24 protein-coding genes are annotated in these 25,317 nt (G+C 62.2%); 12 read left to right on the top strand and 12 right to left on the bottom strand.

Going from position 1 to position 25,317, the window contains the following annotated elements; genetic code table 11:
• Positions 1-122 precede the first annotated feature (122 nt).
• The gene (locus RCH91_RS02610) at positions 123-2,414 is read right to left on the bottom strand and encodes an MASE3 domain-containing protein (RefSeq protein WP_306532975.1); all 2,292 of its coding nucleotides are present in this window, start codon (positions 2,412-2,414) and stop codon (positions 123-125) included.
• A gap of 192 nt (positions 2,415-2,606) precedes the next feature.
• Here RCH91_RS02610 and nudC point away from each other — a divergent pair, with 192 nt between their 5' ends.
• The 7 genes from nudC to RCH91_RS02575 all read left to right on the top strand — a co-directional run bounded on the left by nudC (position 2,607) and on the right by RCH91_RS02575 (position 9,132).
• Positions 2,607-3,482: an NAD(+) diphosphatase gene (gene nudC / locus RCH91_RS02605; RefSeq protein WP_306532974.1), complete on the top strand. Its 876-nt coding sequence runs from the start codon at positions 2,607-2,609 to the stop codon at positions 3,480-3,482.
• Positions 3,483-3,508: 26 nt separating this feature from the next.
• On the top strand, positions 3,509-3,949 hold the full coding sequence (locus RCH91_RS02600) for a DUF4149 domain-containing protein (protein WP_306532973.1): 441 nt from the start codon (positions 3,509-3,511) through the stop codon (positions 3,947-3,949).
• A 188-nt stretch (positions 3,950-4,137) separates the two neighbouring features.
• Complete coding sequence (locus RCH91_RS02595; RefSeq protein WP_306532972.1) at positions 4,138-5,901, top strand: hypothetical protein; 1,764 nt, start codon at positions 4,138-4,140, stop codon at positions 5,899-5,901.
• A gap of 110 nt (positions 5,902-6,011) precedes the next feature.
• A complete protein-coding gene (locus RCH91_RS02590; RefSeq protein ID WP_306532971.1) occupies positions 6,012-6,902 on the top strand; it encodes a DUF2156 domain-containing protein in 891 nt (296 codons plus the stop codon).
• Between the two features lie 5 nt (positions 6,903-6,907).
• Positions 6,908-7,990 (top strand): bifunctional 2-polyprenyl-6-hydroxyphenol methylase/3-demethylubiquinol 3-O-methyltransferase UbiG, encoded by a 1,083-nt coding sequence (locus RCH91_RS02585; RefSeq protein ID WP_306532970.1) that lies wholly within the window; start codon positions 6,908-6,910, stop codon positions 7,988-7,990.
• A gap of 255 nt (positions 7,991-8,245) precedes the next feature.
• Complete coding sequence (locus tag RCH91_RS02580) at positions 8,246-8,731, top strand: YchJ family protein (protein ID WP_306532969.1); 486 nt, start codon at positions 8,246-8,248, stop codon at positions 8,729-8,731.
• Positions 8,732-8,742: 11 nt separating this feature from the next.
• Positions 8,743-9,132, top strand: coding sequence for a DUF309 domain-containing protein (locus RCH91_RS02575; RefSeq protein WP_306532968.1), 390 nt, complete (start codon positions 8,743-8,745; stop codon positions 9,130-9,132).
• On the opposite strand, the gene RCH91_RS02570 is transcribed toward RCH91_RS02575, so the two are convergent.
• Positions 9,101-10,156 (bottom strand): MBL fold metallo-hydrolase, encoded by a 1,056-nt coding sequence (locus tag RCH91_RS02570; protein WP_306532967.1) that lies wholly within the window; start codon positions 10,154-10,156, stop codon positions 9,101-9,103. The two genes, RCH91_RS02575 and RCH91_RS02570, sit on opposite strands and share 32 nt — an antisense overlap.
• Before the next feature lie 131 nt (positions 10,157-10,287).
• Here RCH91_RS02570 and RCH91_RS02565 point away from each other — a divergent pair, with 131 nt between their 5' ends.
• A complete protein-coding gene (locus RCH91_RS02565; RefSeq protein ID WP_306532966.1) occupies positions 10,288-10,626 on the top strand; it encodes a PilZ domain-containing protein in 339 nt (112 codons plus the stop codon).
• A 36-nt stretch (positions 10,627-10,662) separates the two neighbouring features.
• On the opposite strand, the gene RCH91_RS02560 is transcribed toward RCH91_RS02565, so the two are convergent.
• From RCH91_RS02560 to RCH91_RS02550, 3 genes are read right to left on the bottom strand one after another with little or no spacing between them, the layout of a single operon-like run.
• On the bottom strand, positions 10,663-11,511 hold the full coding sequence (locus RCH91_RS02560) for an alpha/beta fold hydrolase (protein WP_306532965.1): 849 nt from the start codon (positions 11,509-11,511) through the stop codon (positions 10,663-10,665).
• A gap of 7 nt (positions 11,512-11,518) precedes the next feature.
• Entirely contained in the window at positions 11,519-11,917 is a 399-nt protein-coding gene (locus RCH91_RS02555) for a secondary thiamine-phosphate synthase enzyme YjbQ (RefSeq protein WP_306532964.1), read from the bottom strand.
• A gap of 30 nt (positions 11,918-11,947) precedes the next feature.
• Positions 11,948-12,391, bottom strand: coding sequence for a M48 family metallopeptidase (locus tag RCH91_RS02550; protein ID WP_306532963.1), 444 nt, complete (start codon positions 12,389-12,391; stop codon positions 11,948-11,950).
• A 144-nt stretch (positions 12,392-12,535) separates the two neighbouring features.
• Here RCH91_RS02550 and sucC point away from each other — a divergent pair, with 144 nt between their 5' ends.
• The 3 genes from sucC to RCH91_RS02535 all read left to right on the top strand — a co-directional run bounded on the left by sucC (position 12,536) and on the right by RCH91_RS02535 (position 16,454).
• Positions 12,536-13,693, top strand: a complete 1,158-nt coding sequence (gene sucC / locus RCH91_RS02545; protein WP_306532962.1) for an ADP-forming succinate--CoA ligase subunit beta — start codon at positions 12,536-12,538, stop codon at positions 13,691-13,693.
• A 97-nt stretch (positions 13,694-13,790) separates the two neighbouring features.
• Positions 13,791-14,666: a succinate--CoA ligase subunit alpha gene (sucD, locus tag RCH91_RS02540; protein WP_306532961.1), complete on the top strand. Its 876-nt coding sequence runs from the start codon at positions 13,791-13,793 to the stop codon at positions 14,664-14,666.
• A 177-nt stretch (positions 14,667-14,843) separates the two neighbouring features.
• A complete protein-coding gene (locus tag RCH91_RS02535) occupies positions 14,844-16,454 on the top strand; it encodes a PAS domain S-box protein (RefSeq protein WP_306532960.1) in 1,611 nt (536 codons plus the stop codon).
• Positions 16,455-16,533: 79 nt separating this feature from the next.
• Here the strand turns inward: RCH91_RS02535 and RCH91_RS02530 are convergent, their stop codons facing one another.
• A complete protein-coding gene (locus tag RCH91_RS02530) occupies positions 16,534-17,727 on the bottom strand; it encodes a pyridoxal phosphate-dependent aminotransferase (protein ID WP_306532959.1) in 1,194 nt (397 codons plus the stop codon).
• Between the two features lie 233 nt (positions 17,728-17,960).
• Between RCH91_RS02530 and RCH91_RS02525 the strand changes: the two genes are divergently transcribed.
• A complete protein-coding gene (locus RCH91_RS02525; protein ID WP_306532958.1) occupies positions 17,961-18,701 on the top strand; it encodes a cytochrome C in 741 nt (246 codons plus the stop codon).
• Between the two features lie 108 nt (positions 18,702-18,809).
• Here the strand turns inward: RCH91_RS02525 and RCH91_RS02520 are convergent, their stop codons facing one another.
• The 6 genes from RCH91_RS02520 to RCH91_RS02495 form a co-directional block, all read right to left on the bottom strand.
• Positions 18,810-19,337 carry a GspH/FimT family pseudopilin gene (locus tag RCH91_RS02520; RefSeq protein ID WP_306533013.1) on the bottom strand — a complete coding sequence of 176 codons (528 nt, stop codon included), beginning with the start codon at positions 19,335-19,337 and terminating at the stop codon, positions 18,810-18,812.
• Between the two features lie 36 nt (positions 19,338-19,373).
• Complete coding sequence (locus RCH91_RS02515) at positions 19,374-22,868, bottom strand: pilus assembly protein (protein WP_306532957.1); 3,495 nt, start codon at positions 22,866-22,868, stop codon at positions 19,374-19,376.
• Between the two features lie 68 nt (positions 22,869-22,936).
• On the bottom strand, positions 22,937-23,305 hold the full coding sequence (locus RCH91_RS02510; protein WP_306532956.1) for a hypothetical protein: 369 nt from the start codon (positions 23,303-23,305) through the stop codon (positions 22,937-22,939).
• 46 nt (positions 23,306-23,351) lie between these two features.
• Positions 23,352-23,861, bottom strand: coding sequence for a PilX N-terminal domain-containing pilus assembly protein (locus tag RCH91_RS02505; RefSeq protein WP_306532955.1), 510 nt, complete (start codon positions 23,859-23,861; stop codon positions 23,352-23,354).
• A 7-nt stretch (positions 23,862-23,868) separates the two neighbouring features.
• The gene (locus RCH91_RS02500) at positions 23,869-24,813 is read right to left on the bottom strand and encodes a PilW family protein (RefSeq protein ID WP_306532954.1); all 945 of its coding nucleotides are present in this window, start codon (positions 24,811-24,813) and stop codon (positions 23,869-23,871) included.
• Positions 24,810-25,304 (bottom strand): prepilin-type N-terminal cleavage/methylation domain-containing protein, encoded by a 495-nt coding sequence (locus RCH91_RS02495; protein WP_306532953.1) that lies wholly within the window; start codon positions 25,302-25,304, stop codon positions 24,810-24,812. The genes RCH91_RS02500 and RCH91_RS02495 overlap by 4 nt, the downstream gene beginning before the upstream one ends.
• Between the last annotated feature and the right edge of the window lie 13 nt (positions 25,305-25,317).

The raw sequence follows: 25,317 nt of genomic DNA, 5'->3' as shown, positions 1-25,317 counted from the left end.
AGGATAAAAACAATAAATCCTATAAAAAATGGTCTGAAAATACAACGGATGATTTTGTCCGCCGGTTGTCGACACTGTATTTTGGTTAGCGCTGATTATTGGGGGAACGGATCCCGCGGGGGTCACAGGCTGAAGAAGAAGGTGGCCCCTTTTCCCTTTTCCCCTTCGGCCCAGATCCGTCCGTTGTGGCGCTGGATGATTCGTGCCACGGTCGCGAGGCCGATCCCTTCTCCCCTGAAGGGGGCCCCGGAGTCGAGGCGCGCGAAGGGGGCGAAGAGCCTGTCGACGTCGGCCATGTCGAAGCCGACCCCGTTGTCACGCACAAAGTATGCGGGTCTTCCCTCGTGCTTGGTCACGCCGAACTCGATCCGGGCCTCCTCCCGAGTGCCGGTGTATTTCCAGGCGTTGCCGAGGAGGTTGTCGAGCGCCACGCGCAGCAGGCGGGAGTCGCCGTGGGCCGTTATGCCGTCGGCGACGACGAAGGTCACCAGGCGCTCCGGTTCCTTGAGCCGGCATGCCGCGGCCACTGCGCGGGCCATGGCGCTCAGGTCCACGGTCTCGGGGCGTAGATCGCTGCGTGCGATGCGGGCGAAATCGAGCAGGGTGCCGATGAGCTCGTCCATGCGCAGGGTTTCGTGGTGGATGTCGTCCATGAATTCCCGGCATTTGGGCTCAAATCCAGGCCCGTAGAGTTCGAGGACGACCTGGGCAAGGCTGTTGATGTTCGTGAGGGGACCCCGCAGGTCGTGGGAGACCGTGTAGCTGAAGGACTCCAGTTCCCGGTTCGCGGCTTCCAGTTCCCGGTTCACCGACTCCAGCTGTTCCACCGTCGCTTCGAGTTCACAGTTGATTTCTTCCAGCTCCCGGGCGCGCTCCGTGAGCTCGGCGTTGAGGATTTCCACCTCCCGCTCGGCCCGCCTCCGTGCGGTGACGTCCCGCACGATACTCAGGAGGCACTTCTCGTCGTTCAGCTCGATCCCCACCGCGGAATAGAGCCCTTCGATGGTTTCGCCACTTTTCCCCCGGAGGATGATTTCCCAGTTGATTACCTTCTCGCCTGCCTCGGTGGTCCGCACGACCTCGTTCCGCTGGTCCTGGTCGACCCAAATGCCCATTTCACGGGAGGTGCGGCCGAGCACCTCTTCGCGCCGCCACCCCACGGTTTTCTCGAAGGCCTCGTTCACCTCCAGGTACCGCCCGTCCGACAGGGTGGTGATGATCATGATGGTCGGCGCGGTCTGGAACGCCTTGGCGAACTTCTCCTCCGACTGCCGAAGGGTGTTTTCGATCTTCATTCTCCCGGTGATGTCCCGGAAAAAAACCGACAACCCGTCGCCGGCCGGGTAAGCGCGGACGTCGAACCAGCGCCCCAGGGGGGGGTAATACTCTTCGAAGGAGACCGACTTCTTCTCCGAAACCGCCCGGTGGTACTGCTCATGAAAGGTCGAGCCCACCGCTTCGGGAAACATGGTCCAGACGTTCCTGCCGATCAGTTCGTCACGGCGCCTGTTGAGAAGCCGTTCCGCCTCCTCGTTCACGTAGGTGAAGTTCCAGCCATGGTCAAGGGCGAAGAAGGCATCGGTGATGCTCTCCATGATGGAGGAGATGCGCTGGTGCGATTCCCTCAGGGCTTTCTCGCTCTCCGTCAGTTCCCGGAAAAGGAGCTCGTAGGGGCGCGTCAGGCTCGTTTCGACCGTTCCCTTGTAGATCAGGAAGACCGCCGCCACCTTGAAGAGGTGTCCCACCAGGTTGCTGAGGCCGTAGACATCCACGTAGAAGGTGAATGCCAGCTCGGCCACGACCATGAGCGCGATGGCGGTGGAGAGGAGGTTCACGATGCGCCCGTCGAAGGCCGCGCGCTTTTTTCTCAGGAGGAGAAGCGCGGCAACGAGGGTCAGCGAAATGAGGTACTCGCTCACTATTTTGCAGGGGGTAAGGCCTACCCCCTCCACGAAGCAGGGGGGAAAGATCCCCCCGAAGATGGACGCAACGAGGGCGGCCGTTACGGCCAGGTAAGCCGCCAGCGTGGCCCGGGGCCAGAGCCGGCGTCCTATGCAGAGCGGCGCCACCAGGAGCGAGATGCTCTGGAGGTACCGGGCGGCGATCCAGAGCTGGGTCGGGAGGTTGGCGTCGTTGCCGGGAAAGACCCCCATCCCCTTGTAGGCCAGGGTGTGGAGGAGGTCGATACCTCCTACGCAGAGATGGGCAATGCCGATGAAGAGAAGGTAGGGGCTGGTGGGGAAGCGGCGGGAGTTCCAGGCGATGACGAAGATCCCCCCCGACACCAGTACCGAGAACATTTCCACCAGGGCGTGGAAGAGGAGAAAATTGAGGCGGCTTGTCACCCAGAGACCGGCGAGCATTCCCGTCGTTACCGCTACAACGGGCCAGGAGATGGTGGTCTTATCGGTCATGGGTGGGTCCCGTGTGGTTGTTTCAGGGGGTGTCGATGATACGCTGGAGCGTACGAAAGGTGCCGTAAAGTATACCGGCATGCCTCTGCGGCGAGCAACAGGTATTTTCCCTTGCCCTGGCGAGCAAAGAATGGCTGTTGCATCGACGCGGTACGGTGGGTATGCTTGAACGAGGTTACCGGAGGTCTTCCCATGCCCTATCCCGAGACGACCAATCTCCCCTTCAATGCCACGGTCGTTGCCCATGGCTTTGTTCCTGCTCCACCCGATGCAGCGGATGACGAAGGCCCTGCAGTATGGGCAGTTCTCCGGGGAAACGCCCTCGTGGTTCAGGAGCATGACGGTACCTTTGCCCTTCCCGAGGGTGAGCGGCCGCCATGGCTCCCCGCCGATCGGGAGACACTTGCCATAGGCCGCTGGCACGGACGTCCCCTCCGGACCGCCCGGATATCGACTCAGGATCCGCTTCCTACCCCCTTCGTGGCCGAGCCCTTCAATGCAACGGGGGAGCGTCTCGACGACGCCACCCTCACCCTTGGCGGCATTGCCCAGCAGGTTCTCCACTGGGAGCGCGACAGCCGCTTCTGTTCCCGCTGCGGGAGCCCCCAGGAGCGGCTGTCCGCCAGTTGGGGTAAGCGTTGCGCCGGGTGCGGCGCCGAGCATTTTCCCCACATTCATCCCTGCGCAATCGTCCTCGTGAAGCGGGGGGACGAGTTTCTCCTGGCCCGCAAGCCCGAATGGGCGCCGGGGCGCTACGGGCTCGTGGCGGGGTTCCTCGACTTCGGCGAATCCCTGGAGGAGTGCGTCCGCCGCGAGGTGCGGGAAGAAACCGGTTTGGAGATCAGCGGCATCCGCTACGTGGGGAGCCAGTGCTGGCCCTTCCCGAGCCAGCTCATGGCCGGCTTTGTGGCCGAGTACGCCGGGGGCGAGATCCGCGTCGATCCCACCGAACTGGAGGATGCCCGCTGGTTTAGCGCCGTCGCCATGCCGGCGTCGATCCCGCCTCGGCGCAGCATTGCCCGGTGGATTATTGATCGCTTCGCGATTGGAGACCGGGAAAACCCATAATTCCATTCATATCAAGGAGGATTGCCGTGTCATTTGTTTCCGCACTCTGTCGTCTGGCCATTGCCCTCTGGGTGGGGGGCGCCGCCCTCTTCACCTTCGTGCTCACCCCCACCATCTTCAAGACCGAAACCCGCGATGTGGCCGGCCGCATCGTCGGCTACCTCTTTCCCGGCTATTTCCGCTGGGGGCTGGCCTGCGGTGCCGTCGCCCTCGTCGCGCTCCTGATCGTGCGGGGAAAGAACTGGGTTCCGGCTGCGGCCCTCCTGGTCGTGATGCTCGCCGTCACCGCGTTCCAGGCCTTTCACGTTGAGCCGAAAGCTGCTCTCATCAAACAGCAGATCCCCTCCTTCGAGACCACCCCCAAGGATCATCCCATGCGCCGGGAGTTCTCCAAGCTCCACGGCATCTCCGCCGTCTGCAATCTGTCGGTCATCGCCGGCGGAGTGGTGCTGGTGATTTTGCTCTGACATCCTCGTCCCTTTACTTGGTACCTCCAGAGCCGTTTCCGCTGATGCGGGAGCGGCTTTATTATGTGAAGAACAATTTTTCTCTCAAGTATTCGGTTCTTTTGCCGATAACTCCCTTGTATACGGCGTGATTTGGCCCGATGCGCAACGCTTTGTGGGGAAGTTCCGTGAAAGGAGGAAAGGGAGTTATGGGGAAAAAGGTTTTGAGTCGATTTGCGATGGGATGTGCGGCGGGGGTACTGCTGGTGGCTGCCGGGTGCGGCGGCGGTGGCGGTGGCGGGAGTTCCGTGACTCCCACGAGCGTAAGCGGGGTCGTTGCCGACGGCTATCTGGTGGGGGCTGAGGTTTTTCTGGACAAGGACGGCGACAAGGTCTGGGGTGCCGATGAGCCCAAGGCCACCACGGGCACCGGCGGTGCGTATACCCTCGCAGGGGTCAGTGCCGCCGACATCGCGGCCTATCCGATCGTGGTCCGGGTTCCCGCTGACGCTGTTGACGCGGATACGGGTGCACCGGTCGGCAAGGAATACCTCATGTCGGCCCCGCCGGGAGAGCCGGAGTTCGTGAGCCCCCTGACCACCCTCGTTCATAACCAGCTTGAGGAGAACCCTGCCCTCGGCGTGAGCGCCGCCGTGGAGGCGGTCAAGTCCCAGCTCGGCATGACCGGCAACAATGTTGACCTCTTCAAGGATTACGTGGCCCAAAAGGTGGAGGCAGCCAGTTCTGACGACAGAGACAACTACGCCAAGGCCCATGAGATCGCCAAGGTGGTGGCGGCGGTCGTCAAAGACAACCTGGAGGTGGTCGGCACCTCGGCTGAAGCCAACACTGCCCTCAAGGTGGCGCTTGCGCAGGTTACCGAAAATCTCCCTCTCATCGTGGGGCAGGTGACCGAGGCGATCGCGGCGGCCGAGGTTAATCAGGTTCCCGTTGACGTTGATGGGATTTTGCAGAACCTGGCCGGTCAGGTCATCATCGACCCGGGTGTGCTCGAGGCGGTCATCGCCGAACAGGAGCAGAAGGCCCCTGCCGTTTCCAGTTCCTTCAAGGACGCCCTTGCCGGCGACGGTTTCTACTGGTTCGACGAAATGTACGATGACATGTACGGTCCGACCTATGAATATGGCATCGTCAAGCTTGGGACCGCGAGCGGGTCGGATTTCCCCCTTTCCGAGCAGTTTTTCCGCCTGAACGGGGGAGTCTGGGGCCCGGGTGAGTCCTCCGACACTGAGTACGTCCTGGTTTCGGGCAACTGGATTGCGGAAAGCGATTCCGCTGAAGCCGGAACCGTTACGTTCGCCGCCGACGGCAGTGCCATCTGGACCCGCACCGAGAGCCAGCTTAAAGAGAAGATCGTTGTCAGCGCCATGGATATGAAGGATAAACCGATCATGCTCCCGGGTAATGATGGAATGATCGATTCCGGCACGAACTATCCTGCAGGGTCCATCCTCTACAAAATGGTCTTCACGCCGCTGCAGGATGTTTACAGTTTCATGGAGGACAGTGCCCAATTCCCAAGCTTCACGAACCTTAATGACTTTATGGCTGCCTACACGGCGGAAGGAAACTACAGAATCGTGATGGGGGAAAACTTCGGCTTCCAGTTCGGTGCCCAAACCGCCCAGGACGCGGGGGAGGTGAAATTCTATCTTAATCCGTTCGCACCCCCACAGGACCTGAATGGTCCGACGCTCTTGCCTCTTACCGGAAGCTGGAAGAGGAACCTTGTGTATGGCCAGACCATTCTGACCGTCACGGTGCCGGCCGGATACAAGCAGCAGTACATAGACATGGACATGAACGAAGAGCTGATTTTCTTCGTCCATAATGGCGGCATCCAGCAGGGGCATGTGGAATATGCCAACGTTCCTCAAATAGAGGAAGGAATGAATTTCAACAAGACTGCTTTTGACGCCTTCATGGCGGCATGGAGCAGCGTACAGCGATAACGCAAGCGCTCCTCATGATCAACGCCCCTCCGGTATCCGCCGGAGGGGCGTTCCTGTCTGCGGGAATTTGTCCGCCGTTCCTTCCTCCGCATCTGCTATACTTTCTCCCCATGGACACCACGACTGACATCCCCCGCTACCCCGCGACGCGCCCCTTGGCCCTCGCCCACAAGCCCCTGCTCGACCCCCTCTTTGCCGTGCTTCAGCCCCGGGTCTCGGAGCTCACCTTTGCCAACCTCTACCTCTTCCGGGAGGCCCACGCCTACCGGCTCACCCTGGTGGAGGACTCCACCGTGGTGCTCGGGCAGGGGTACGGCGGCGAGGAGTATTTCCTTCCCCCCCTGGGCGGCGACGTGGCCGGCGTCCTCCGGCTGCTCCTGGAAAGGGGGATGACCCTCTACGGGGCCGACGAGCCCTTTGCTGCCCGGTATCTGGCGGGCGAAGGGGTGGTTGTCGAGGAAGACCGGGACGCCTTCGACTACCTCCACCTCAGGAAGGAGCTGGCGGAACTCCCCGGCAACCGGTTTCACAAGAAGAAGAACCGGATCAACTATTTTATTGTGCGACATTCCTTCAGCGTGGCGGTTTACGGTGCGACCCACCGGGAGGGATGTCTGGCGCTTCTCGGCGAGTGGCGCCGGGTTCGCGGCGGCATCGACAGCCCGTCCCTGGAGCTGGAGACGAAGGCGGCGGCGGAGGCCCTTCTGCTGACGGACCGCCTCGGCCTTGAAGGGGTGGTGGTGCTCGTGGAGGGGAGGGTGGCGGCCTTTGCCCTTGGCGAGCGGTTGAACCGCGACACGGCGGTCTGCCACTTCGAGAAGGCCGATCCCTTCATGGAGGGGGTTTCCCAACTGGTGGACCGGGAGTTCAACCGGCTCCTCTTCGCCGACTGCACCTACACAAACCGGGAACAGGACCTGGGGGAGCCGGGGCTGCGGGCGGCGAAGCTGTCGTACCACCCGGTGGAACTGGTGAAAAAGTTCCGGGCGCGCCGGGCGTGAACGGCGTGAACGACGATCTCCGCCGCCACTACGAGCGCTATCCCTATCCCCGTTATCCGTTCCTTGCCTCGGTCCGCCCCTTCGACACCTATGCCCTTAATCTGGACGCCCTCCATGCCTGTTTCAACGGTGCGCTCCCCAGCAGCCATGCCCGACGCATCCTCCTGGCGGGGTGCGGGAGTTTTTCCCCGTATCCGACCTCCGTGGCCAACCCCGGCGTCCCTATCACCGCCCTGGACCTTTCAGCCGCGAACCTGCGGCGGGCGCGGCTCCATTGCCTTCTCCACGGCCGGGCCGGCATTACCTTCGAGCGGGGGGACATCCTGAACCCGGCGTCAGCTTCGGGGGAGTACGGCTTCATCGACTCCTTCGGGGTCATCCATCACCTGGCGGACCCTCTGGAAGGTCTGCGCGCCCTGGAGAGGCGGCTGGCGCCGGGGGGGATCCTGCGGCTCATGGTCTACAGCCGGGGGGCGCGGAGAGGGGCCGAGTCGATCCGCAAGGCCCTGCGGCTTCTGGGGATCGGTGACGTGGCCGGAGTGAAGCGGCTCATGGGGCGGGCGCCGGCGGGGTCCCGTTTCCGGCAGTACGTGGATGCCTCGGATGAGGCCGCCTTCGATGCCGGCATCGCCGACGCCTTCCTCCACCCCCGGGCCCGCACCTACCGCATCGACGATTTCATGGCGCTGGTGGGGGAGACGGGGCTCACCTCCCTCATGTTTACCCACGCCGGCGCCCTCCTCCCGTTGCCAGAGGAGGTGGCGCGACTGCGGACCCTTGAGCGCGACGGGGAGGAAACACCAAACTTCATCCTCTACCTGGGGCGCCAACCCCGGGGGGGATGCGGCCTTTCCTCCGATGCCCGCCTCATGCTCAACCCGGCGCTCCGTAAGGCGGTAGCACCCCTCCGCCTGGCGCCGGTTGTGATCCAGCCGCGGCTCGGCCGGCCCAATCCCTGCCTCGGTTTTGCCGAAAAACGGTTCCTGCGCCGTTTCGTCAGTCCCGTCCCCGTGGCCTCCCTCACTCCAGACGAGCGGGAACGGGCGCGCCCCTTTCTCGATGCCCTGTTTCTGGTGGCGTTTCGGTAGAAAACGGGACGGTATTTGGAATAACACGGAGCAACGGAGCACACGGAGGAAAACCAGAATAATCCTTCGAAAGATAAGAACTGCATCCAGCGGATCAGTTACTGTCTTGAATTACTGCTTTGATTTCTCCGTTGCTCGGTTGCTCCGTGTTTCAGATGCTTTTTAAGGCTTAACGGTTGACACGGCCGGCGGGGGACGGTATCAATAACCCCGTCCGAACCGGACCACCGATCACATCGTTTCAAGGAGCATCCCATGTCAGACTTCTGTCCCTGCGGCACCGGCCGCCCCTACGCCGACTGCTGCGAGCCGTTCATTACGGGGAAACGCCCCCCCCTCACCGCCGAGGAGCTCATGCGCTCCCGCTACTCCGCTTACACCAGGGTGGAGACCGGCTACATCCTCCAAACCACCCACCCGGACCACCGGGGGGACTTCGACGAGAAGGGGACCCGCGAGTGGGCCGAGAGCTCCCAGTGGGAGGGGTTGGAGATCGTCAACACCGCCGGCGGCGGCCCCGATGATACGGAGGGAAAGGTGGAGTTCATCGCCCGGTACCGGGACCGGGACGTGCGGCGGACCCACCACGAACTGGCCGATTTCAGAAAGCTCGACGGCGTCTGGTACTTCACCGACGGCGTCGGCGTAAAGCCCGCCCCGGCCACCAGCGTCAAGGTGGGGCGCAACGACCCCTGCACCTGCGGCAGCGGCCAGAAGTACAAGAAGTGCTGCGGTAAGTAGGCGGGGAAACCATGCCCCGGTTCTGCAGTGACCTCCCGCCCGCCGAGCTCCTCCAGGGGATCGACCAGTTCAATGCCGGTGAATGGTTTGCCTGTCACGAAACGCTGGAGGAACTCTGGGCCGGGGAACAGGGCGACGCACGCCACCTTTACCAGGGGATTCTTCAGCTGGCGGTGGCGCTCCACCACTGGCGGGAGGGAAACTTCCGGGGTGCCATGGTCCTCCTCGGCTCTGCCGAAGAGCTGTTGACCTGCGTGGAGCCCGTCTGCCAGGGGATCGACGTGGCGGCGCTCCGCCAGGACACCGGACGGCTCCGGGAGGCCCTCGAAGCCCTCGGACCCGAGGGAATGGGGGAGCTGGACCCTGCTGTCATCCCGCAGTTTCGGCTCCGGTCGGGGTGAGCGTCACCCGGCCTGCATTCCTCCCAAAAGCATCCTCCAGTTCCTTCCTGAGAAGCTCCTCCATCCCCCGGTACTTGGGTGAGAAGTGAAAGGGGATCACCCGCGCCGCCCCTGCCTCCCGGGCCAGCTCCCCTGCCTGGCGGGCGGTCAGGTGACCCCGCTGCCGCGCCCGCTCATCCTCAGCGTGGAGGAAGGTCGCCTCGATGAAGAGGTAATCGGCCCCCCGCGCCAGGTCCACGATCCGCGCCCTGTTCTCCGGGGTGAAGCCCGCGTCGGTCACGTAGACGACCCGCTGCCCCGGCGCGATTCCCACCAGACGCTCCCGCAGCTCCCCCAGGGGGTATATCCGCTCCCGCACCACGCTGCCATCCCGCCACCAGGCCCTGAAGGGAATGTCGTCACCTTCTCCCCGCAGGATCGCCTTCTTCAGCGCCCTTAACCACTCTCCCGTGGGGAGCCCCATCTCAGCCAGGCGGTTCTTGCGGATGTTCACGTGCAGCTTCTCCTCCAGGGCGAAGGCGAGGCAGGGGGTGCCGTGGTCCAGGAAAGCGGTCCGCACCCGAAATGTCTCCTCGTCCATGAGAATGCCCCCGGCGATTGTTCCCCACCGCTCGTTCTCAGGCACAAACTCCCGCCGGCAGTGGAATTCCACCGTCCTGACCCCGCAGCCCGGCGCCAGTTCCGTGGCCTCCACCGTGAAGTCGGTGGGGTAGCTTTCCACCAGGTTCCAGGTGTAGCCGGCCAGCCGGTGGGCCACCTGGTCCGCGAAACCGGGGGGGCCGTAGAGACGGAGCCGCTTCTCCCGCCCCAGGCAGAGGCGCACCACCCGATCAAAGCCGATAAAATGGTCCACATGGGTGTGGGAGATGAAAATATCCGAGATGCGGAGAACCTTCCGCGGTGGGAGGGGGGCGGTGTCTCCCAGGTCGAAGAGGATGGCCCGGCGCTCGAAGAGGAAGTCGACGTAGACGCCGGGGTCGTCGAAGGGGCCGTTCACGGGGCTTGGGTGGAACAGGGGGGGCATGGGGCTCCTCCAAAAATGTCACGTGGGGCTACGCATGTGTCGCCCGAATCGGCTCTTTTTCTTTGGATCAGGATGCGAAAGGTGTGCTAGGATTTGCCCGTTAATGAAGACCACCGGAAAGGAACTGGGGAATGGCGGAAAAACGGGACATCACGAGGCACAGGAAGCGGCTTTCACTCCGGTTCGGGACCGACACTCCCACGCGGCTCGCCTTCACCGAGGATGTTTCGGCCCATGGCCTCTTCATCAAGACCACCAACCTCTGCCCGCCGGGAACCCGCATCCAGGTGGAGTTGACCCTGCCCGGCGAAGACTCGGTCTTTCTGGAGGGGATGGTCCGCTGGACCAAGAAGGTTCCCCCCCAGATGATCCATCTCGTGAAGAAGAGCGGCATGGGGGTCATGATCACAAAGTTCATCGCCGGCGAGAAGGCCTACCGGCACTTCATCGACGAACTTCACGGCAAATAACGGCAGCTTCGCTTCTTCAAGCACTCTTTCCTCTCTTTATCCCCCCGCCCCGAGAAAATCGACGATCACTGCAAACGTTTCGCGGGGCCGCTCCTCGTGGGGGTTGTGGCCGCATCCGTCGATCACCGCGAGCCGGGCATCCGGCATCTCCCCCACGAGCCGCTTTCCCTGTCCGATCCGCACGATCCGGTCCTCGCTCCCCCAGATAATCAGGGTTGGCACACTGATCTCCCCGTAACGGGAAGTGATCGCCCCATAGCTTTCCGGGTCGATGGCCCGGGCGCTCCGGATCAGGACCCCTGCCATGCCGCGCCGGCCGAAGCAGCTTTCGTAGCGCCTGATCCGCTCGGGGGTGATGGCGCCTTTGTCGTGGAAGACCCTGGCGAGGGTGTAGCGGACAATGGTGCGCACCGGGATGAGGGCCATGCCGATGCAGGCCAGGAGAGGAATCCGGAGCATGCCCATGAGCCTGGGGAGCTTCTGGGGGTAGGCCGAGGGGGCGATGAGGACGAGGCGGGAGACGAGGCCGGTTTCTCCCCGGTCCAGGGCCTGGAGGGTGACGAGAAGGGCGATGGCGCCCCCCAGGGAGTGCCCCGCCAGGACCACTCGCGAAAGCCCCTTGGCCTCCAGAAAGGCGGCTGTCACGGCGGCCTGCTCTTCTATCGAATAGGAGCCGGCGCGGGGTTTGGAGGAAAAACCGAACCCCTTCAGATCAAAGAGATAGAGGGTGAAACGCTCCGTCGGGAAGAGGGAGAGGATGTCGTCCCAGGTGGTGAGAGCCGCCGCGAAGCCGTGGATGAATACCACCGGCACCGGGCCGTTGCCGACGATGCGGTAGCTGATGTCGACGCCGGCCCCGTAGGCGAAGGTGAGTCTGTCGCCCATGGCGGTGTCAGCAGGAGACGATTTTGAGGGCAACCTTGCGCTGGCGCGGCCCGTCGAACTCGCAGAGGTAGATGGATTGCCAGGTGCCGAGCAGGAGCTTTCCCTCGTTGAAAAAGACCGTCAGGGAAGTGCCGGTGAGGGTCGACTTGATGTGGGCGTCGGAGTTCCCCTCCTTGTGGGTGAAGTAGGGGTCGTGGGGGACCAGGCGGTCGAGGAAGGTCAGCATGTCCCGCTGGACGGCCGGGTCGGCCCCTTCGTTGATGGTCAGGCCCGCGGTGGTGTGGAGGACGAAGAGATGGCAGACGCCGCTCGTGACGCCGGAGCTCCGCACCTGTTCCCGCACGAGGGGGGTGATGTCGACGAATTCCGCTTTCGCTTTGCTCCTGATTTCCAGGTATCTGACCATGGCCCCATCCCTCCCCCGGGTGACAATGTGTTACCTGAGCCTCAACTTTTTCAGAAATTTGCCGAGATACTTATTAATGGGGTGATCCCGCCTGAGGAAGCTGACCACCGGCGGTTTGCGCAGGCCGATCGTGCGCAGTTGCGCTTCGATGTGGACGTTTCCCTCGTACAGGAGCCCCTGGCGGAACACGTGGATGGCCTCGTTCGTGCGTCCCGCCAGGAGGTGTATCCTCCCCAGGTTCAGGTAGTGGTCCGAGTTGTGGGGGTCTTTGCGGATCGCCTCCTGGCAGAGCTGGACCCCATGCTCGAACTGGCGGCGCTCCTTGGCGAGGCAGAAGGCAAGATAGGACCAGTTTGCGGGGGTGTTCCGGAGTTTCACCGCCTCTTCGAAGCATTCGAGAGCAAGGGATGTCTTGCCGCTGTTGGCGGCCCGGATTCCCCTGGCGATGAGTTGCTCTACGTTTGTGCCGGGCACGGCTTCCTCCTGACAAAGTATCTGGTAGTATTATAAGGGTTTGAGGGGTGGTGTACAGACGGCAGTTTGAAAATTAAATCGTAACCGCTGGTTTGTTTTGTGGTATACGTAAAAAACTTTTACCCATACTAAAAAGGAGGGGGCATGAACATCCACGAGTACCAGGCAAAGGAGATCCTGAGTTCCTACAGCATCCCGGTTCCCCGGGGGCGGGTGGCGCTTACGTCGGACCAGGTGGAGCGAGCGGCCAAGGAGATGGGGGGACGCTGTGTCATCAAGGCCCAGATCTACGCCGGCGGCCGCGGCAAGGCAGGGGGGGTGAAGCTGGTCCACCACCCTGAGCAGGCGCAGGATTACGGCAAGGAGCTCTTCGGCAAGCGGCTCGTGACCCCCCAGACCGGTCCCGAGGGGCTGAAGGTGCGCCGCATCCTCGTGGAGGAGGCGGTGGAGATTGCCCGGGAGTTCTACCTCTCCATCACCCTGGACCGGGCAACCTCCCGCTACTGCCTCATCGCCTCGGCTGAAGGGGGAGTGGACATCGAGGAGGTGGCCCAGAAATCCCCCGAGAAGATCCATGTCCTCACCATTGATCCTTATACGGGGCTGCGCCCCTACCAGGCCCGCAAGATCGCCCTGGCCCTTGGGCTCACAGGAACCCTCTGCGAGGACTGCGTTGAACTGATGCAGAACCTTTACAAGGTCCTTCTCGACAAGGACTGCTCCCTGGTGGAGATCAACCCCCTGGTGGTGACCCGGGCCGGCTGGCTCATGGCCATGGACGCCAAGATCAATTTCGACGACAACGCCATCTTCCGACACCGGGAATACCCCGATATGATGGACTACTCCCAGCTCGACACCCTGGAGATCAACGCCGGCAAGTACGACCTCTCCTATATCAAGCTCTCCGGCAACATCGGCTGCATGGTGAACGGCGCCGGCCTTGCCATGGCCACCCTGGACGTCCTCAAGGAGTTCGGGGGTGAACCGGCCAACTTCCTCGACGTTGGGGGGGGGGCCACCCGCGAGAAGGTGGCCGAGGCCTTCAGGATCATTCTGGAGGACAGCGACGTGAAGGGGGTCTTTGTCAACATCTTCGGCGGGATCATGCGCTGCGACGTCATCGCCCAGGGGATCATCGAGGCGGCCTCCGAGGTCCACTGCACCCTCCCCATCGTCGTCCGGATGGACGGCAGCAAGGTTCAGGAGGGGAAGCAGCTTCTGGTCGACTCGGGGCTCAACGTCCAGTCCGCCGACTCCCTCGGCGAGGGGGCGGAGCGGATCGTGAAGATGCTGGGGTAAATGGTTCCGTAGGGGCGCCGCTTGCTGCGCCCGGATATGCGGAATGATCTGGGCGCGGCAAGCAGCGCCCCTACACATCAATTGACGGAGATCATCAATGTCCATTCTCATCAACAAGGATTCAAAGATAGTCGTTCAGGGGATTACGGGCCGCAGCGGCCTCTTCCATACCCAGCAGTGCCGTGACTACGGCTCGAAGATCGTGGCCGGCGTCACCCCCGGCAAGGGGGGGATCCACATCGAGGGGATTCCGGTCTTCAACACCGTGGAGGAGGCAGTGAAGTACACCGGCGCAAACGTCTCCATGATCTTCGTCCCGCCGCCGGGGGCCGCCGACGCCATCCTGGAGGCGGCCGACGCGGGGATCGACCTGGCGGTCTGCATCACCGAGGGGATCCCGGTGCGCGACATGGTGCCGGTGAAGCGGGTGGTGCAGCAGACCAAGACCCGCCTCGTGGGGCCCAACTGCCCCGGCGTCATCACCCCCGGCGAGTGCAAGGTGGGGATCATGCCCGGCTACATCCACAAGCCCGGTAAGATCGGCGTCGTCTCCCGCAGCGGCACCCTCACCTACGAGGCGGTGAAGCAGATCACCGAGGCGGGGCTCGGCCAGTCCACCTGCGTCGGCATCGGTGGCGACCCCATCATCGGCATGCAGTTCATCGACGTCCTGAGGCTCTTCAACGAAGACCCGGACACCGAGGCGGTCTTCATGATCGGCGAGATCGGCGGGAGCGCTGAGGAGGACGCCGCCGAGTGGATCCGGGAGAACATGAAGAAGCCGGTGGCCGCCTTCATCGCCGGCGTCACCGCCCCCCCGGGGAAGCGGATGGGCCATGCCGGCGCCATCATCACCGGCGGCAAGGGGAAGGCGGAAGACAAGATCCGCACCCTGACCGAGTGCGGCGTCGTTGTCGCTCCGAGCCCCACGAAGATGGGAGTGGCGATGCTGGAGGCCCTGGGCGCGGAGTAGGGCCGCTGCCGGGATGTTTTCTTGAGAAGGGTCATGTCCGTTGGGGCATGCCCCTTCTTTTTTGCCAGGTTTTTGTGTATCCTCCCTTGAGATAAACGTTTTCTGTGTTTTGCTTGGATTGGGGCATCGGCTCATGTGTGCTTCGGCAGCGGCACCGGATTCTGGAATGGAGGAGCCATGGGCGAAAAGTCGGGCGTGGGCGTTGAACCGCAACGGGAGATAGAAGCGTTGCGTGCGCGCATCCGTGATTTTGAGGTGCGGGAGGCTGAGTGCGGTTTAGTGCATCAGGAACTGCTCCAGACCCGCCGCGCATGGGAGAGCATCTTTCAGGGGCTCGCCCATCCGACGGTGATCCTCGATCCCCGGCACGTGATCATCGCCGCCAACAGGGCCGTGGTGAAGGCCTCGGGGATGAGCGAAGGGGAGCTTGCCGGCAGGAAGTGCTACGAGGTCTTCCACAACCCCGGGAGCACCGAGCCGCCCCGTGGGTGTCCCATGGAGAAGTTGCTCCTCTCGGAGGGTGTGGAGACGGTCGAGATGGAGATGGAGGCCTTTGGCGGCGTTTACCTCGTGTCGTGCACCCCTGTCTTTGACGAGGGGGGGAATCTGGACAAGATCATCCATATCGCCACCGACATCACCGCGCGCAAACGGGCCGAGGAGGCCCTGCGGGAGAGCGAGGAGCGGTACCGGATCGTGGCCGACTACTCCACCGACTGGGACTTCTGGCTCGCGCCAGACGGCACCATGGCCTACGTATCGCCCGCATGCCGGGATATTAGCGGGTACACCCCCGAGGAGTTCTACGTCAATCCCGGTCTGAACGGGGCAATCGTTCACCCCGACGATCGCGAACTGATGGAGCGGCACAACGCGGAGGCGCCGTATTCCACCAATAAGCACTCAATGGAGCTGCGCATTATCACCAAAGCGGGCGAAACCCGCTGGATATCCCATGTCTGTCAGGCTGTCTTCGACAGCGGGGGGAGGCTTCGGGGGCGCCGCGCCAGCAATCGCGACATCACGGCCCTCAAACGGGTAGAGGAGGAAAACCGCCGGCTCCATGCCGAGCTTGAGCAACGGGTCGCGGAGCGGACCGCCCAGCTCGAAGCGGCCAACCGCGAGCTCGAATCCTTCAGCTATTCGGTCTCCCACGATCTGCGCGCCCCCCTGCGCCACATAGAGGGGTTCACCAGCATCCTTATGGAAGATTATGCCGAGGAGCTCAACGAGACGGCGAGGGGGTATCTTGAGCGGGTCGTCCGTGCCGCGGGGCGGATGGAGGAACTGGTTGACGCCCTCCTCAAACTTTCGCGGTACACCCGGGACTATATGACGTTCGAGCCGGTGGACCTGAGCGACATGGCCCGGGAGATCGTGGCGGAATTTTCGAAATCCGATCCGGAGCGGAACGTGGACGTTACCATCCAGCAGGGGCTCAGGGCCATGGGAGACGTACGCCTCTTGCGGGTCGTGCTGGAGAACCTTCTCGGCAATGCCTGGAAATTCACGAGCAAGGTCGAGCAGGGGGGTATCGAGTTCGGCAGGGGGGAGCGCGACGGGCGCGGCGTCTATTTTGTGAGGGACAATGGGGCGGGTTTCGACATGACGTACGCCGACAATCTCTTCAGCGCCTTCCGGCGGCTCCACGGCAGCGACGAGTTCGAGGGGACCGGCATCGGCCTCGCCACGGTGCGGCGGATCGTCCACCGCCACGGCGGCGAGGTCTGGGCCGATGCCGCACCGAACCGGGGTGCCACCTTCTCCTTCACGCTCCCCCCGGCGTGATGCCGGCTGTCGAGAAAGCAAAAAAGGGCGGCGCCTGAAGCGGCACCGCCCTTTTTCATGGGATCCACATCCGATGATCCTACCCCCGAAGCCCCGCCTCCCTGGCCAGTTGTTGCCAGGCCGGAAGGCTCCGCTCGATCATCCCTTGGTCCACGCAGTAGGCGATCCGGAAGAAGCCGGGGGCGCCGAACCCGGCCCCGGGCACCAGGAGGATCAGGTGCTTCTGGGCCAGCTTCACGAATTCCACGTCGTCAGCCAGGGGTGACTTGGGGAAGAGGTAGAAGGCGCCGTCGGGCCGCACCATTTCGAATCCCATGGCGGTGAGGTTGTCGTAGAGAATGTCGCGCTTGGTCTGGTACTCCGCGATATCTACGGAGGCCCGCTGGAGCTTTGCCACGAGCCGCTGCATGAGGGCCGGCGCGTTAACGAAGCCCAGGACCCGGTTGCTGAACACGGCCCCCTCCATGAACTGCTCCACGTACCGGGAACGGGGGTTGGCGGCCAGGAAGCCGATCCGCTCGCCGGGAAGCGCCAGATCCTTGCTGTGGGAGGTGACGATAACCGAACTCTCCACGTACCGGAAGATGTTCGGTACGTGCTTGCCGTCAAAGCTTATCCGGGCGTAGGGCTCATCGGAGATGACATAGATCTGCCGGTCGTAGCGCCGCTCCACCCGCGCCATCATCTCCCCCAGGGCCCGCAGGCTCTCCTCCGGGTAGATGACGCCAGTGGGGTTGTTGGGGGAGCAGATGATGACAGCCCGGGTCTTGTTGGTGATGGCCGCCTCGATGGCCGGGATGTTCAGCTGGAAGGTCTCCCGGTTGGTCCAGACCTCTTTCGGCACCCCGCCGTGGTTGTCGATGTAGAACTTGTACTCCACGAAATAGGGGGTGAGGATGATCACCTCCTCCCCCGGGTTGAGGATCGTCTTCAGGACCACGTTCAGGGCCCCTCCCGCCCCGCAGGTCATGACCACGTGCCCGGCCCCCACGGCAAGGCCGGAAGCCTCGCTGAGCACCTCGGCCACGGCGGCGCGGGTCTCCGGGTAGCCGGCGTTGTTCATGTACCGGTGCATGCCGGGGATCGGGTGGGTGGCGAGCCGCGCGAACTCCTCCTGGAACTCCCGGGGGGGCTCCGTGTCGGGGTTGCCGAGGGTGAAGTCAAAAACGTTTTCGGCCCCGTGGATCTGGCGCAGGCGCTCCCCCTCCTCGAACATCTTTCTGATCCAGGACGACTTGGAGATGTGGCCGGCGATCTTGGTGGCGATGGGCATGGTGATACCTCGCTGAAAGTAGAGTGTTTGCAACGTTTTAGCACAGGACTTGGTCATGGGCAAGATGGGGATTGGTGAAGAGGTGTGGGGGGGAGCGGCTCTTTTGGGCGTAAAGGCGGGAAGAGGTGGAAATAATGGGGTTATTGGGCTATAAAGGGACGAATAATTGCATCGGAGGTTCTTGCGCGCGTGGGGCTTGTGCGCGAGACTTTCCGATCCCGTGTGAGGCATGAATGAACAGGTATCTGACCCTTTGGTTGATCGGTGCGGCGATGGTGGCATTTCTGGGTGCCGGCTCCCCGGCGGGTGCCATGTCGGCCTATTCCCGCATTTACAAGATGGAGTGCAGTGAGTGCCATACCAAGAGCATTCCGGAGTTGAACGATTTCGGTATAGAGTTTTACAAAAACCGGCTCGTGATTCCGGGCAAGGAGGGGAGCGGGAAACCGGCCAGCGATCAGGCTCCCAAGGGGGAGGCGACCGCTGAAGGCACGCCGGACAAAACGGCCGTCAAGGGGCCGGCGAAAGTTCCCGCCAAATCACCCGCTGCCGATGGGAAGGAGAGCGGGGAGGAGGCTGAGGAGGAGCAGAAGCCGGTGGAGGAGCCCCCGCCGACGGTGGTCTACCGGGTGAAATCCGCCGATGGGAGCGTCTTTTTCACCGATAACCCGCTCCGCAAGGGGGGCGAACCCGCCGAACAGGCAAGGGGGGCGGGAAAGACGGTCACCCGCCGGGCCAGAAGGGCGGGTGTGCAGCACGGGGTAAAACAGAGTGAGCGGGTACAGCCGGCCATTGAATCCCGAGTGACCGACCGTGCGGTGGCCCCTGTTGTCGCGGAACGGTACCCTAGTTACGAGGAATGCATGGAGCGGGTGATGGTGCGTGCGTCGTCCCCCGGTTCGGCCCAGGAGATGATGGATTTCATTATGGGGGCGGAGAAGAAGTGTGGGGCGTTTCCGCCGGAGAAGCGGTAGAAGGGCGAAGCAAGTGCCTCTCTATAGTCCACGTATGTAGGGGCTCTGCTTGCCGCGCCCTTGTTTCCGTACGTTTCACGCGCCAAAAAAGGCGGAGCAGCACCACCCTTACTTTTTCTTGGTTGTGATCATTCCTGATGGTGTCACGGTTATCTGGTACTGCATCGCCGTACCTTCGTTAATGGTGGCGGTGCCGTCGCTCGGTGCCCCCTTGCGGTCGAGAAGCCTCACGGTTCCGTTGGGATTGAACTGCACGGAGACATTGGCCATCGATGTGCCGCCGCTCCCGCTGCGGATGGCGGTGTTCGCAGGGCTTTTCTGGGTCTGCACCTGCGTCCATCCGGTTTCCTGGGTGTTGTAGGCCTGATTGCCCCGCAGCAGGGTGTAGCTGCTGCTGTTGGGCTTGAAGACCACCATGTGCTGCTGGTTTCTGGTGATGGTAAGGGAGCGTGCCTCCCGCAGCATCGCCGTCATTCCCCGGGCCGTCTGCCGGTAGCCGAGGGTATTGCGCCAGTCCACAAACGGCGGCAGCGCCACGGCAACAAGTATCGCCATGATGGCAACCGCGATCATCACCTCGATGATCGTGAAGCCCCTCGCCTCACCTCCACCCCACTGTTTTCCCGCTCGCCTCATGGCCACGTCATTGTACTCCCTGTGACTGCAACCCTGTTACTTCTGTCTCCAGTACAGCGGAATGATCCCTCCGCCCGGCGGGGGATTTCCGGTCCCTATGGCGCCGTTGACACCGGTCAGGAGCTTGCTCCCCCCGCCGGGGGTCAGCATGATCCCGACGCCGGAAGGGAGGCCGGAACCGATCTTCTTAACCCGGTCGCTGCGCCGAAGGATGCCGTGGGGGGTCTTGGCCCGCTTGTTGGTGGCGATTGAGATGTCGTTTTTCTTGTCGTAGTTCAGGACCGCCTCGCCGGTTTTGTAGTTCAGGGCGTAGATTCGGGCGGTGCCGAGATTGTCCGGCGAAGCGCAAGGGTCGGTGGAGGTGGTCGGCGAGTCCGGCGTGTGGGTGGTGAAATAGGCCACCTTGTTGAACACAAGGGGGGAGCCGAGGACCTTTTCGCCAACCTTTTTGCCGTCGTTCTCTTCGAGCCTGATGTACCAGCCGTAGTTCGAGGAGGCGTTGAGACTGTTCAGGGTGGTGCTGATGGAGTTGGAGTCGGTGGTGTCCTCCTGGAGCAGGTCGGCCGTCACGTCCATCAGATTCTTCTCCGTCAGGGGCTCGTCGGGCTGTCCTACCTGTCCCTTGTCCTTGACGGCGTAGATCCGGTCGACCACGGCGGTGTTCAGGGGGTGTTCCCGGTCGCCGGTGCCGAAGAAGATCATCTTGTGGTCAATCTCCGACACCACCGTCGGCTTGGAGAAGATCTTCCTTCCCACATCCGCCGTTAATGGGGGGTTGGAGGCGAAAAGCCACTGGGCGGTCCAGTTCGTCTTGTCCGAGTTCCCCACGTCGAAACGCCAGATGTTCCCGCCGGTGTCCGCGGCGTAGAGTCTGGACGTGTACCCGTTGTTGTTCACGTCGATGGCGGCGATCTCCGAGGGGAAGGAGAAGTTCATGGAGGAGTAGGGAGCCTTGCCGCTGTCGTAAGTGAAGCCGTGAATCTTGCTCCCGGTCTCCAGATCCACGAGATAGACACCCCTTCCCTTGGGGTTGCGCTGCCCCGATGTCCCGCTGCTGGTGGCGTTCCCATCGCCCGACTCGCCCAGCAATACCGTCGCGGTGCCGGTGAACTTCTGCGTGGCGCCGAACCGGCCGTCCTCGTTCACGTTGTCGTAGCCGGCACCTATGACGGCGACGATCTTGTCGCTGGTGACGCCGCTGGTGGTGATCTTCATCCTGACGATTTTCGGTTCGCTCCAACTCTCGGCCAGTTCAGCGAAATCCGGTGTCGCGGGGGAACCCGATGTGGGGAAGGTGTTCGAGATGCGCCACAGAAACTTTGGTGCATCGGGGGTTGAGACATCGAGGGCGAAATAGGAGCCGGTGGCTGTGGTGGATGCGGCGCCACCTCCCCGCCGGGTGCCGAAGAGGAGAATGACCTTGTCCTTTATGGGGTCGATGGTACCGTCCTTGTTCACGTCATGGACATAGGCCGCCGGCGTCGAATCCACGAAATAGGCATGGACCTGGTCCGCCAGATACTGGAGATTCGGCAACAGTGTCGGCGGGATGAAACCCCACAACTCTTCGCCGTTGCAGTCCCTGAACGCGTGGAGCATGCCGTCGTTGGCGCCGACGAAGATGATCGACTTGTTCTCCTCGCATTTGCCCTCGTTCGATAGGGCGAAGGACTTGTAGTTCACGACCAGGGGCTTCGAGTGAAGCACATCCCCCATGGTCCATGCTCTGTTCTCGCTGGTGTTGCCGTCATTATCCTCATCATAGATATCCTGGCCACGAACAAAGGCGACCAGTTCGTCCCGGGTGGCGTTGTCGGTAACGCCGAGCATGGCGGGTGTGATGTTCGTGCTGGCGAAGTCCACCAGGGTTGTGCCGGTGGGTGTCACGGTGTGGATGGGCCGGGAAGAGGCCGTCTTTCCCAGCAGCAGCTGGCCGGCTCCTCCTTTGTCCGTGAGGCTTCCGTCGTCGGTCGTGCTCCAGTAGGACCTCGCATCATCCCGCAAGGAGCCGTTGAAGGCCTCCTTGGGAAGGTCCAATCCGGTGTTGTCGTCCGTTCCGTTGCTGTCTTCGTCCACGTAGGTGGCGTTGTCGCCCATTACGTCGATGATGGCGGGGTTGTTCCCCGATGAGACACCGTATTTCTTCAGGTTTCCCCTCCAGAACGCGTCGTTGGCGGGCTTGAAAAATCCCATGAAGACCCTGCCGCTGCCGTAGGTCCTGTTTTCGGGGCTCACCGGCACCACGGGGGCCGCGATTGAGGTGTCATCGGAAGTAAGATTGCTCAGGATATCGTTGAAAGCCGCGCTCAATTCCGCCTGGGAGCCTGCTTTGATGCTCACTACCGTATCATAATCCGGATCATCCGGTTTTTTCCCCTGTCCGTCGCGGGCGGCCTCATCGAGGAGGGCCACGGCGGCGGGGTTGGAGCCGGCGACGTCGAAGCCGATGAAGTAGGATGTCACCTTCTGGGGGCTCATCCAAAGGGCCAAGGCCACATCGTCCAGGATGTGGTTCAGGTTGCCGGGCTCAACTCCGTCGCCATCGCAGTCCCCATCCTTTTTCTGGCAAAGATCCTTGCCCGTATCCTTATCGGGAACGCTTAGGGTCTTCAGGACAGCCTCGCCGTCGGCGTTGGACATGCCGTCGGAAACGAAGATGATGATGTTTTTCTGGCAGGAATAATCAACGGGGGAGGTGTACTTGTCTCCCGTGGTGCCGATGGTGTTGCCGAAGGCGCTGGACCCGCCGCCGAAGTATCGCATCGCCTCGAAGAGGGCCTCTCCCATGGGGGTGTTTCCATCGGGGGTAAGGGTATTCACGGCGGCGATGAGGCCGTCCCGGTTGGTGATGGAGCCGGTGAAGATGGCATCCATGTCCTTGACAGTGCTGACATACATTGGGGTCGTTTCGGGGACCGAGGCTTCGAGGAACCTCCCCCCCTGTCCGGTGTTTACCGGGTAGTTGTACACCATGAGGCCGAACTTGATGCCGCTTGTGCTGGCAATAATATCCTTCACCACATCCTTGGCGATGTCGATCTTGCGCCTCATGGCGCTGCTTTTGGTTTTCAGGTAGTTGAGGTAATTGCCGGTATAGTAGGTGTTGATCCCTTTGCCGCTGCAAGTGCCGTCGGCGTAAAGGCTCTTGCCGCGATACAGTCCCATTCTGTTCAACAGATCCTGGGGCTTGCGCCCCCCGCACGAGTTGGTAACGGTGGTCACGTCGTTGATGTATAATTTGTTCGTTGTTTTCTTGCTGGTGGTTGTGTAGACGGCTGTGGGCTTGCACTTTACGCGGTTTGATTCGCATGACTGGGTCTCGTCATAGATTCTGGTCGGATCGTAGGGCTCCCCGGGAACCTTGTCCTCCATGCTTCCCGAGTTGTCGATAATGAGGAGGACATTGGGCTGTACCCCCGTGGAGTTGTAGATGGAGGCATCTCCCAGGTACTGGTCTGGCGCGGCCGGGGCCATTGCCGGAACGAGCGCGGCAACAACGAAGGCAAGAACGGCTGTGGACGCTCTTTTCATGACATCCTCCCCATGATCGGCAGGCATTTAAGGCTTATTCCCACGATTCGGCGCGGTGCGTGTCCCATTCATTCCTCGCCGCTCGGATTGCTGATCAGGTCATAGTTGATCCAGTTCCCCAGTGCCCAGTCCGATGGCTCCGCGGTGGAGCCGCAGGCCCCGTTGGGCTTCAGGTGCCCCTGCCAGACGCCGGTCAGCTTCAGGCTCTTCAGTGTCCCGCGGCAGGTGACCGACTTGGTGAAATCCTTTGCAGACCACCGTAGCCAGATCACTCCGTTGGGGCTTCTGTAGAAAAGCTGCTCCGGTTCGTACGGTCCCGGGTAGATGGTGGCGGGGACGTAGGGTTCCCGGGCGCCGGCGGCGCCGGCCGGGGTGTAAATCCCTGCTAAAACGAGGGCTAACATCCCCGCCGCGATGATGGTTCGGCTGATGGTCATGGTTTTTCTCCTTTGTCCCAATGGGAGGGGTGCGCCGGATTGCTCCTCAGTGGGGCACCACCCTGGCCATCCCCGCCTCGATGTCCGCCTTCGCCTCGTTCGGTCCTTCGGCCTCAACGGAAATGGCAAAAACATTGACCCTGAAGCTCGGTTCCGCCCCGGCGCCCACCCCCGCGTCTTCCTGGTAGCCATGTCCCGGCGGGGGATTGTTGCGGGCCGAGATGAGATTCACCTGGATGTCCGCCTTGTTGGTAGTTCCCGGAATGGTGTAATCCTCTATCGTTCTTGATGTTGTCGAGGAGTCCGGAATGATCGAAGTGTAGATGGCGGCATCGGTCATGGCGTACTCCACGGCCGCGTCGGCTGCAAAAAACGTTTCGAGGGTGTTGCGGAAGTTGCCGGCAATCTTGATCTCCGTGGTGGACGAGGTGAAGAGGGTCGCCCCAAGGATGGTCAGCAGGAGCAGCATCACGAGGACGATGAGCAGCGCTGCTCCCCGCTCGTTGCGGAGCGGGGTCCGGGGGTCGGCGCTCTGTGTGGGGGCGGTCGGTGTCATGGGAGAGCTAGCGCCTGTTCCTGATGGTGACCACGGAGGTGATCTGCCGGGTTTTCGCCCCCCCCGAAAGGGGGACGGTTGTGGTGGTGGCGCCGGTGAGGGTGATCCGCACCCCCCGGATGGCGGCCACGCCTTCGGGAAAATTACTCGTATCGTCCGGCGTATTGTTCTCGGTGGTCCCGTCACTGTTCAGGTAGCTGAAGCACAGGGACGAGAAGGGGCCGGCGATCGTCTCCGCTGTCCCCAGGTTGACTCTTCTCTGAAGGCATCTCAGAGCGGAGGACGAATCACAGGGGCCAAGCGAATAGATGATCGTGTCATATCGGGGATCAGGGGTTGAAGGGGTGGGTGGTCCGACCGCTGCGATCATGTCCCCCGCAGTAATGGTGGTGCCGGTGGCGAAGCTGCTGCCTTCAGGCCGTTTGAAGGTGAGAGGTTTGTATTTCACCACAGTGAGGCAGGAGTCGTCTTTGTTGGCTAACTTGAGGCTTGCATCGGCCACAGGATTTCCCATGCCGATTGGGCGTATGAGCCTGACGGTATTGGCGCCGGTTCCCTCTAGTCCGTCAGCGGATTCAACAGTGTCCACTGCTGTACTGAAATTGCTAAATCCGCTAATGTCTCTGGTCTTGGTTATACGTGCAAAACGCCCCGTGGCTGATGCGGTGTTGATCTGCACGCTCGTTGAATAGTTGTTGAGCGTCCCTTGGGCCAGGGGATTGATGCCGAAGGGGACCAGTGTCCCCGCCATCCTCAGATCCCGCGTAATCACGTCCATTGCGGTTCTGAGGTTCTGTTGGACATCGACCAGTTCCTCTTGGGAGTAGGCATTTCTCAGGTGGGTCAGGTAGACCGAGTAGACTGCCCCCATGATAACCCCGAAGATCCCCATGACAACGAGAAGTTCCACGAGGGTGAAGCCGCTCTTGTCCTTTGCCGAGCCCCCCATCATACTGTTCTTTTCAGACCGGTGATGGTGACCGATCTGTCCCCTCCGGTCACCGTGACGGTTACTCTGACGGTTCCGTCCGTCGGCCCGGCGGTCGTAATGTACGTTGCGCTATACGTGCCGGCTCCCTGAATCGTTATGGACGTGGCTGTCGGTTTGGGGTCGAGGTCGTAGGTCTGCGGGCCCGCCGTGGTGAGACGGCTGTCGTTGGGCCTCCACGACACGATATCCTCCAGAACTTCCTGGGCGAGGGAAGTGGCAACCGACAGCTTCATGGAGATCGAATTCGCGTTCATGGAAACGGTCTGCATCCCGACGAGCGCAAATATTCCGACCGTCATCAGGAGGATGGCCACCAGCATCTCCACAAGGGTGAACCCGTGCTGGTTTTTCAGGGGGGTACCCGTCGTCTCATCAGCTCTGTGGATAGGTAGAGTGGAAAAGCTCACAATGATACCCTTGTGCCGGGGGAAGTAAGTCTCTGTCGTATTCATGTTTTTTCAGCAA

Source organism: Geobacter sp., assembly GCF_030834625.1.
GTDB lineage: Bacteria > Desulfobacterota > Desulfuromonadia > Geobacterales > Geobacteraceae > Geobacter.
This window is presented reverse-complemented; position numbering and strand designations above follow the sequence as displayed.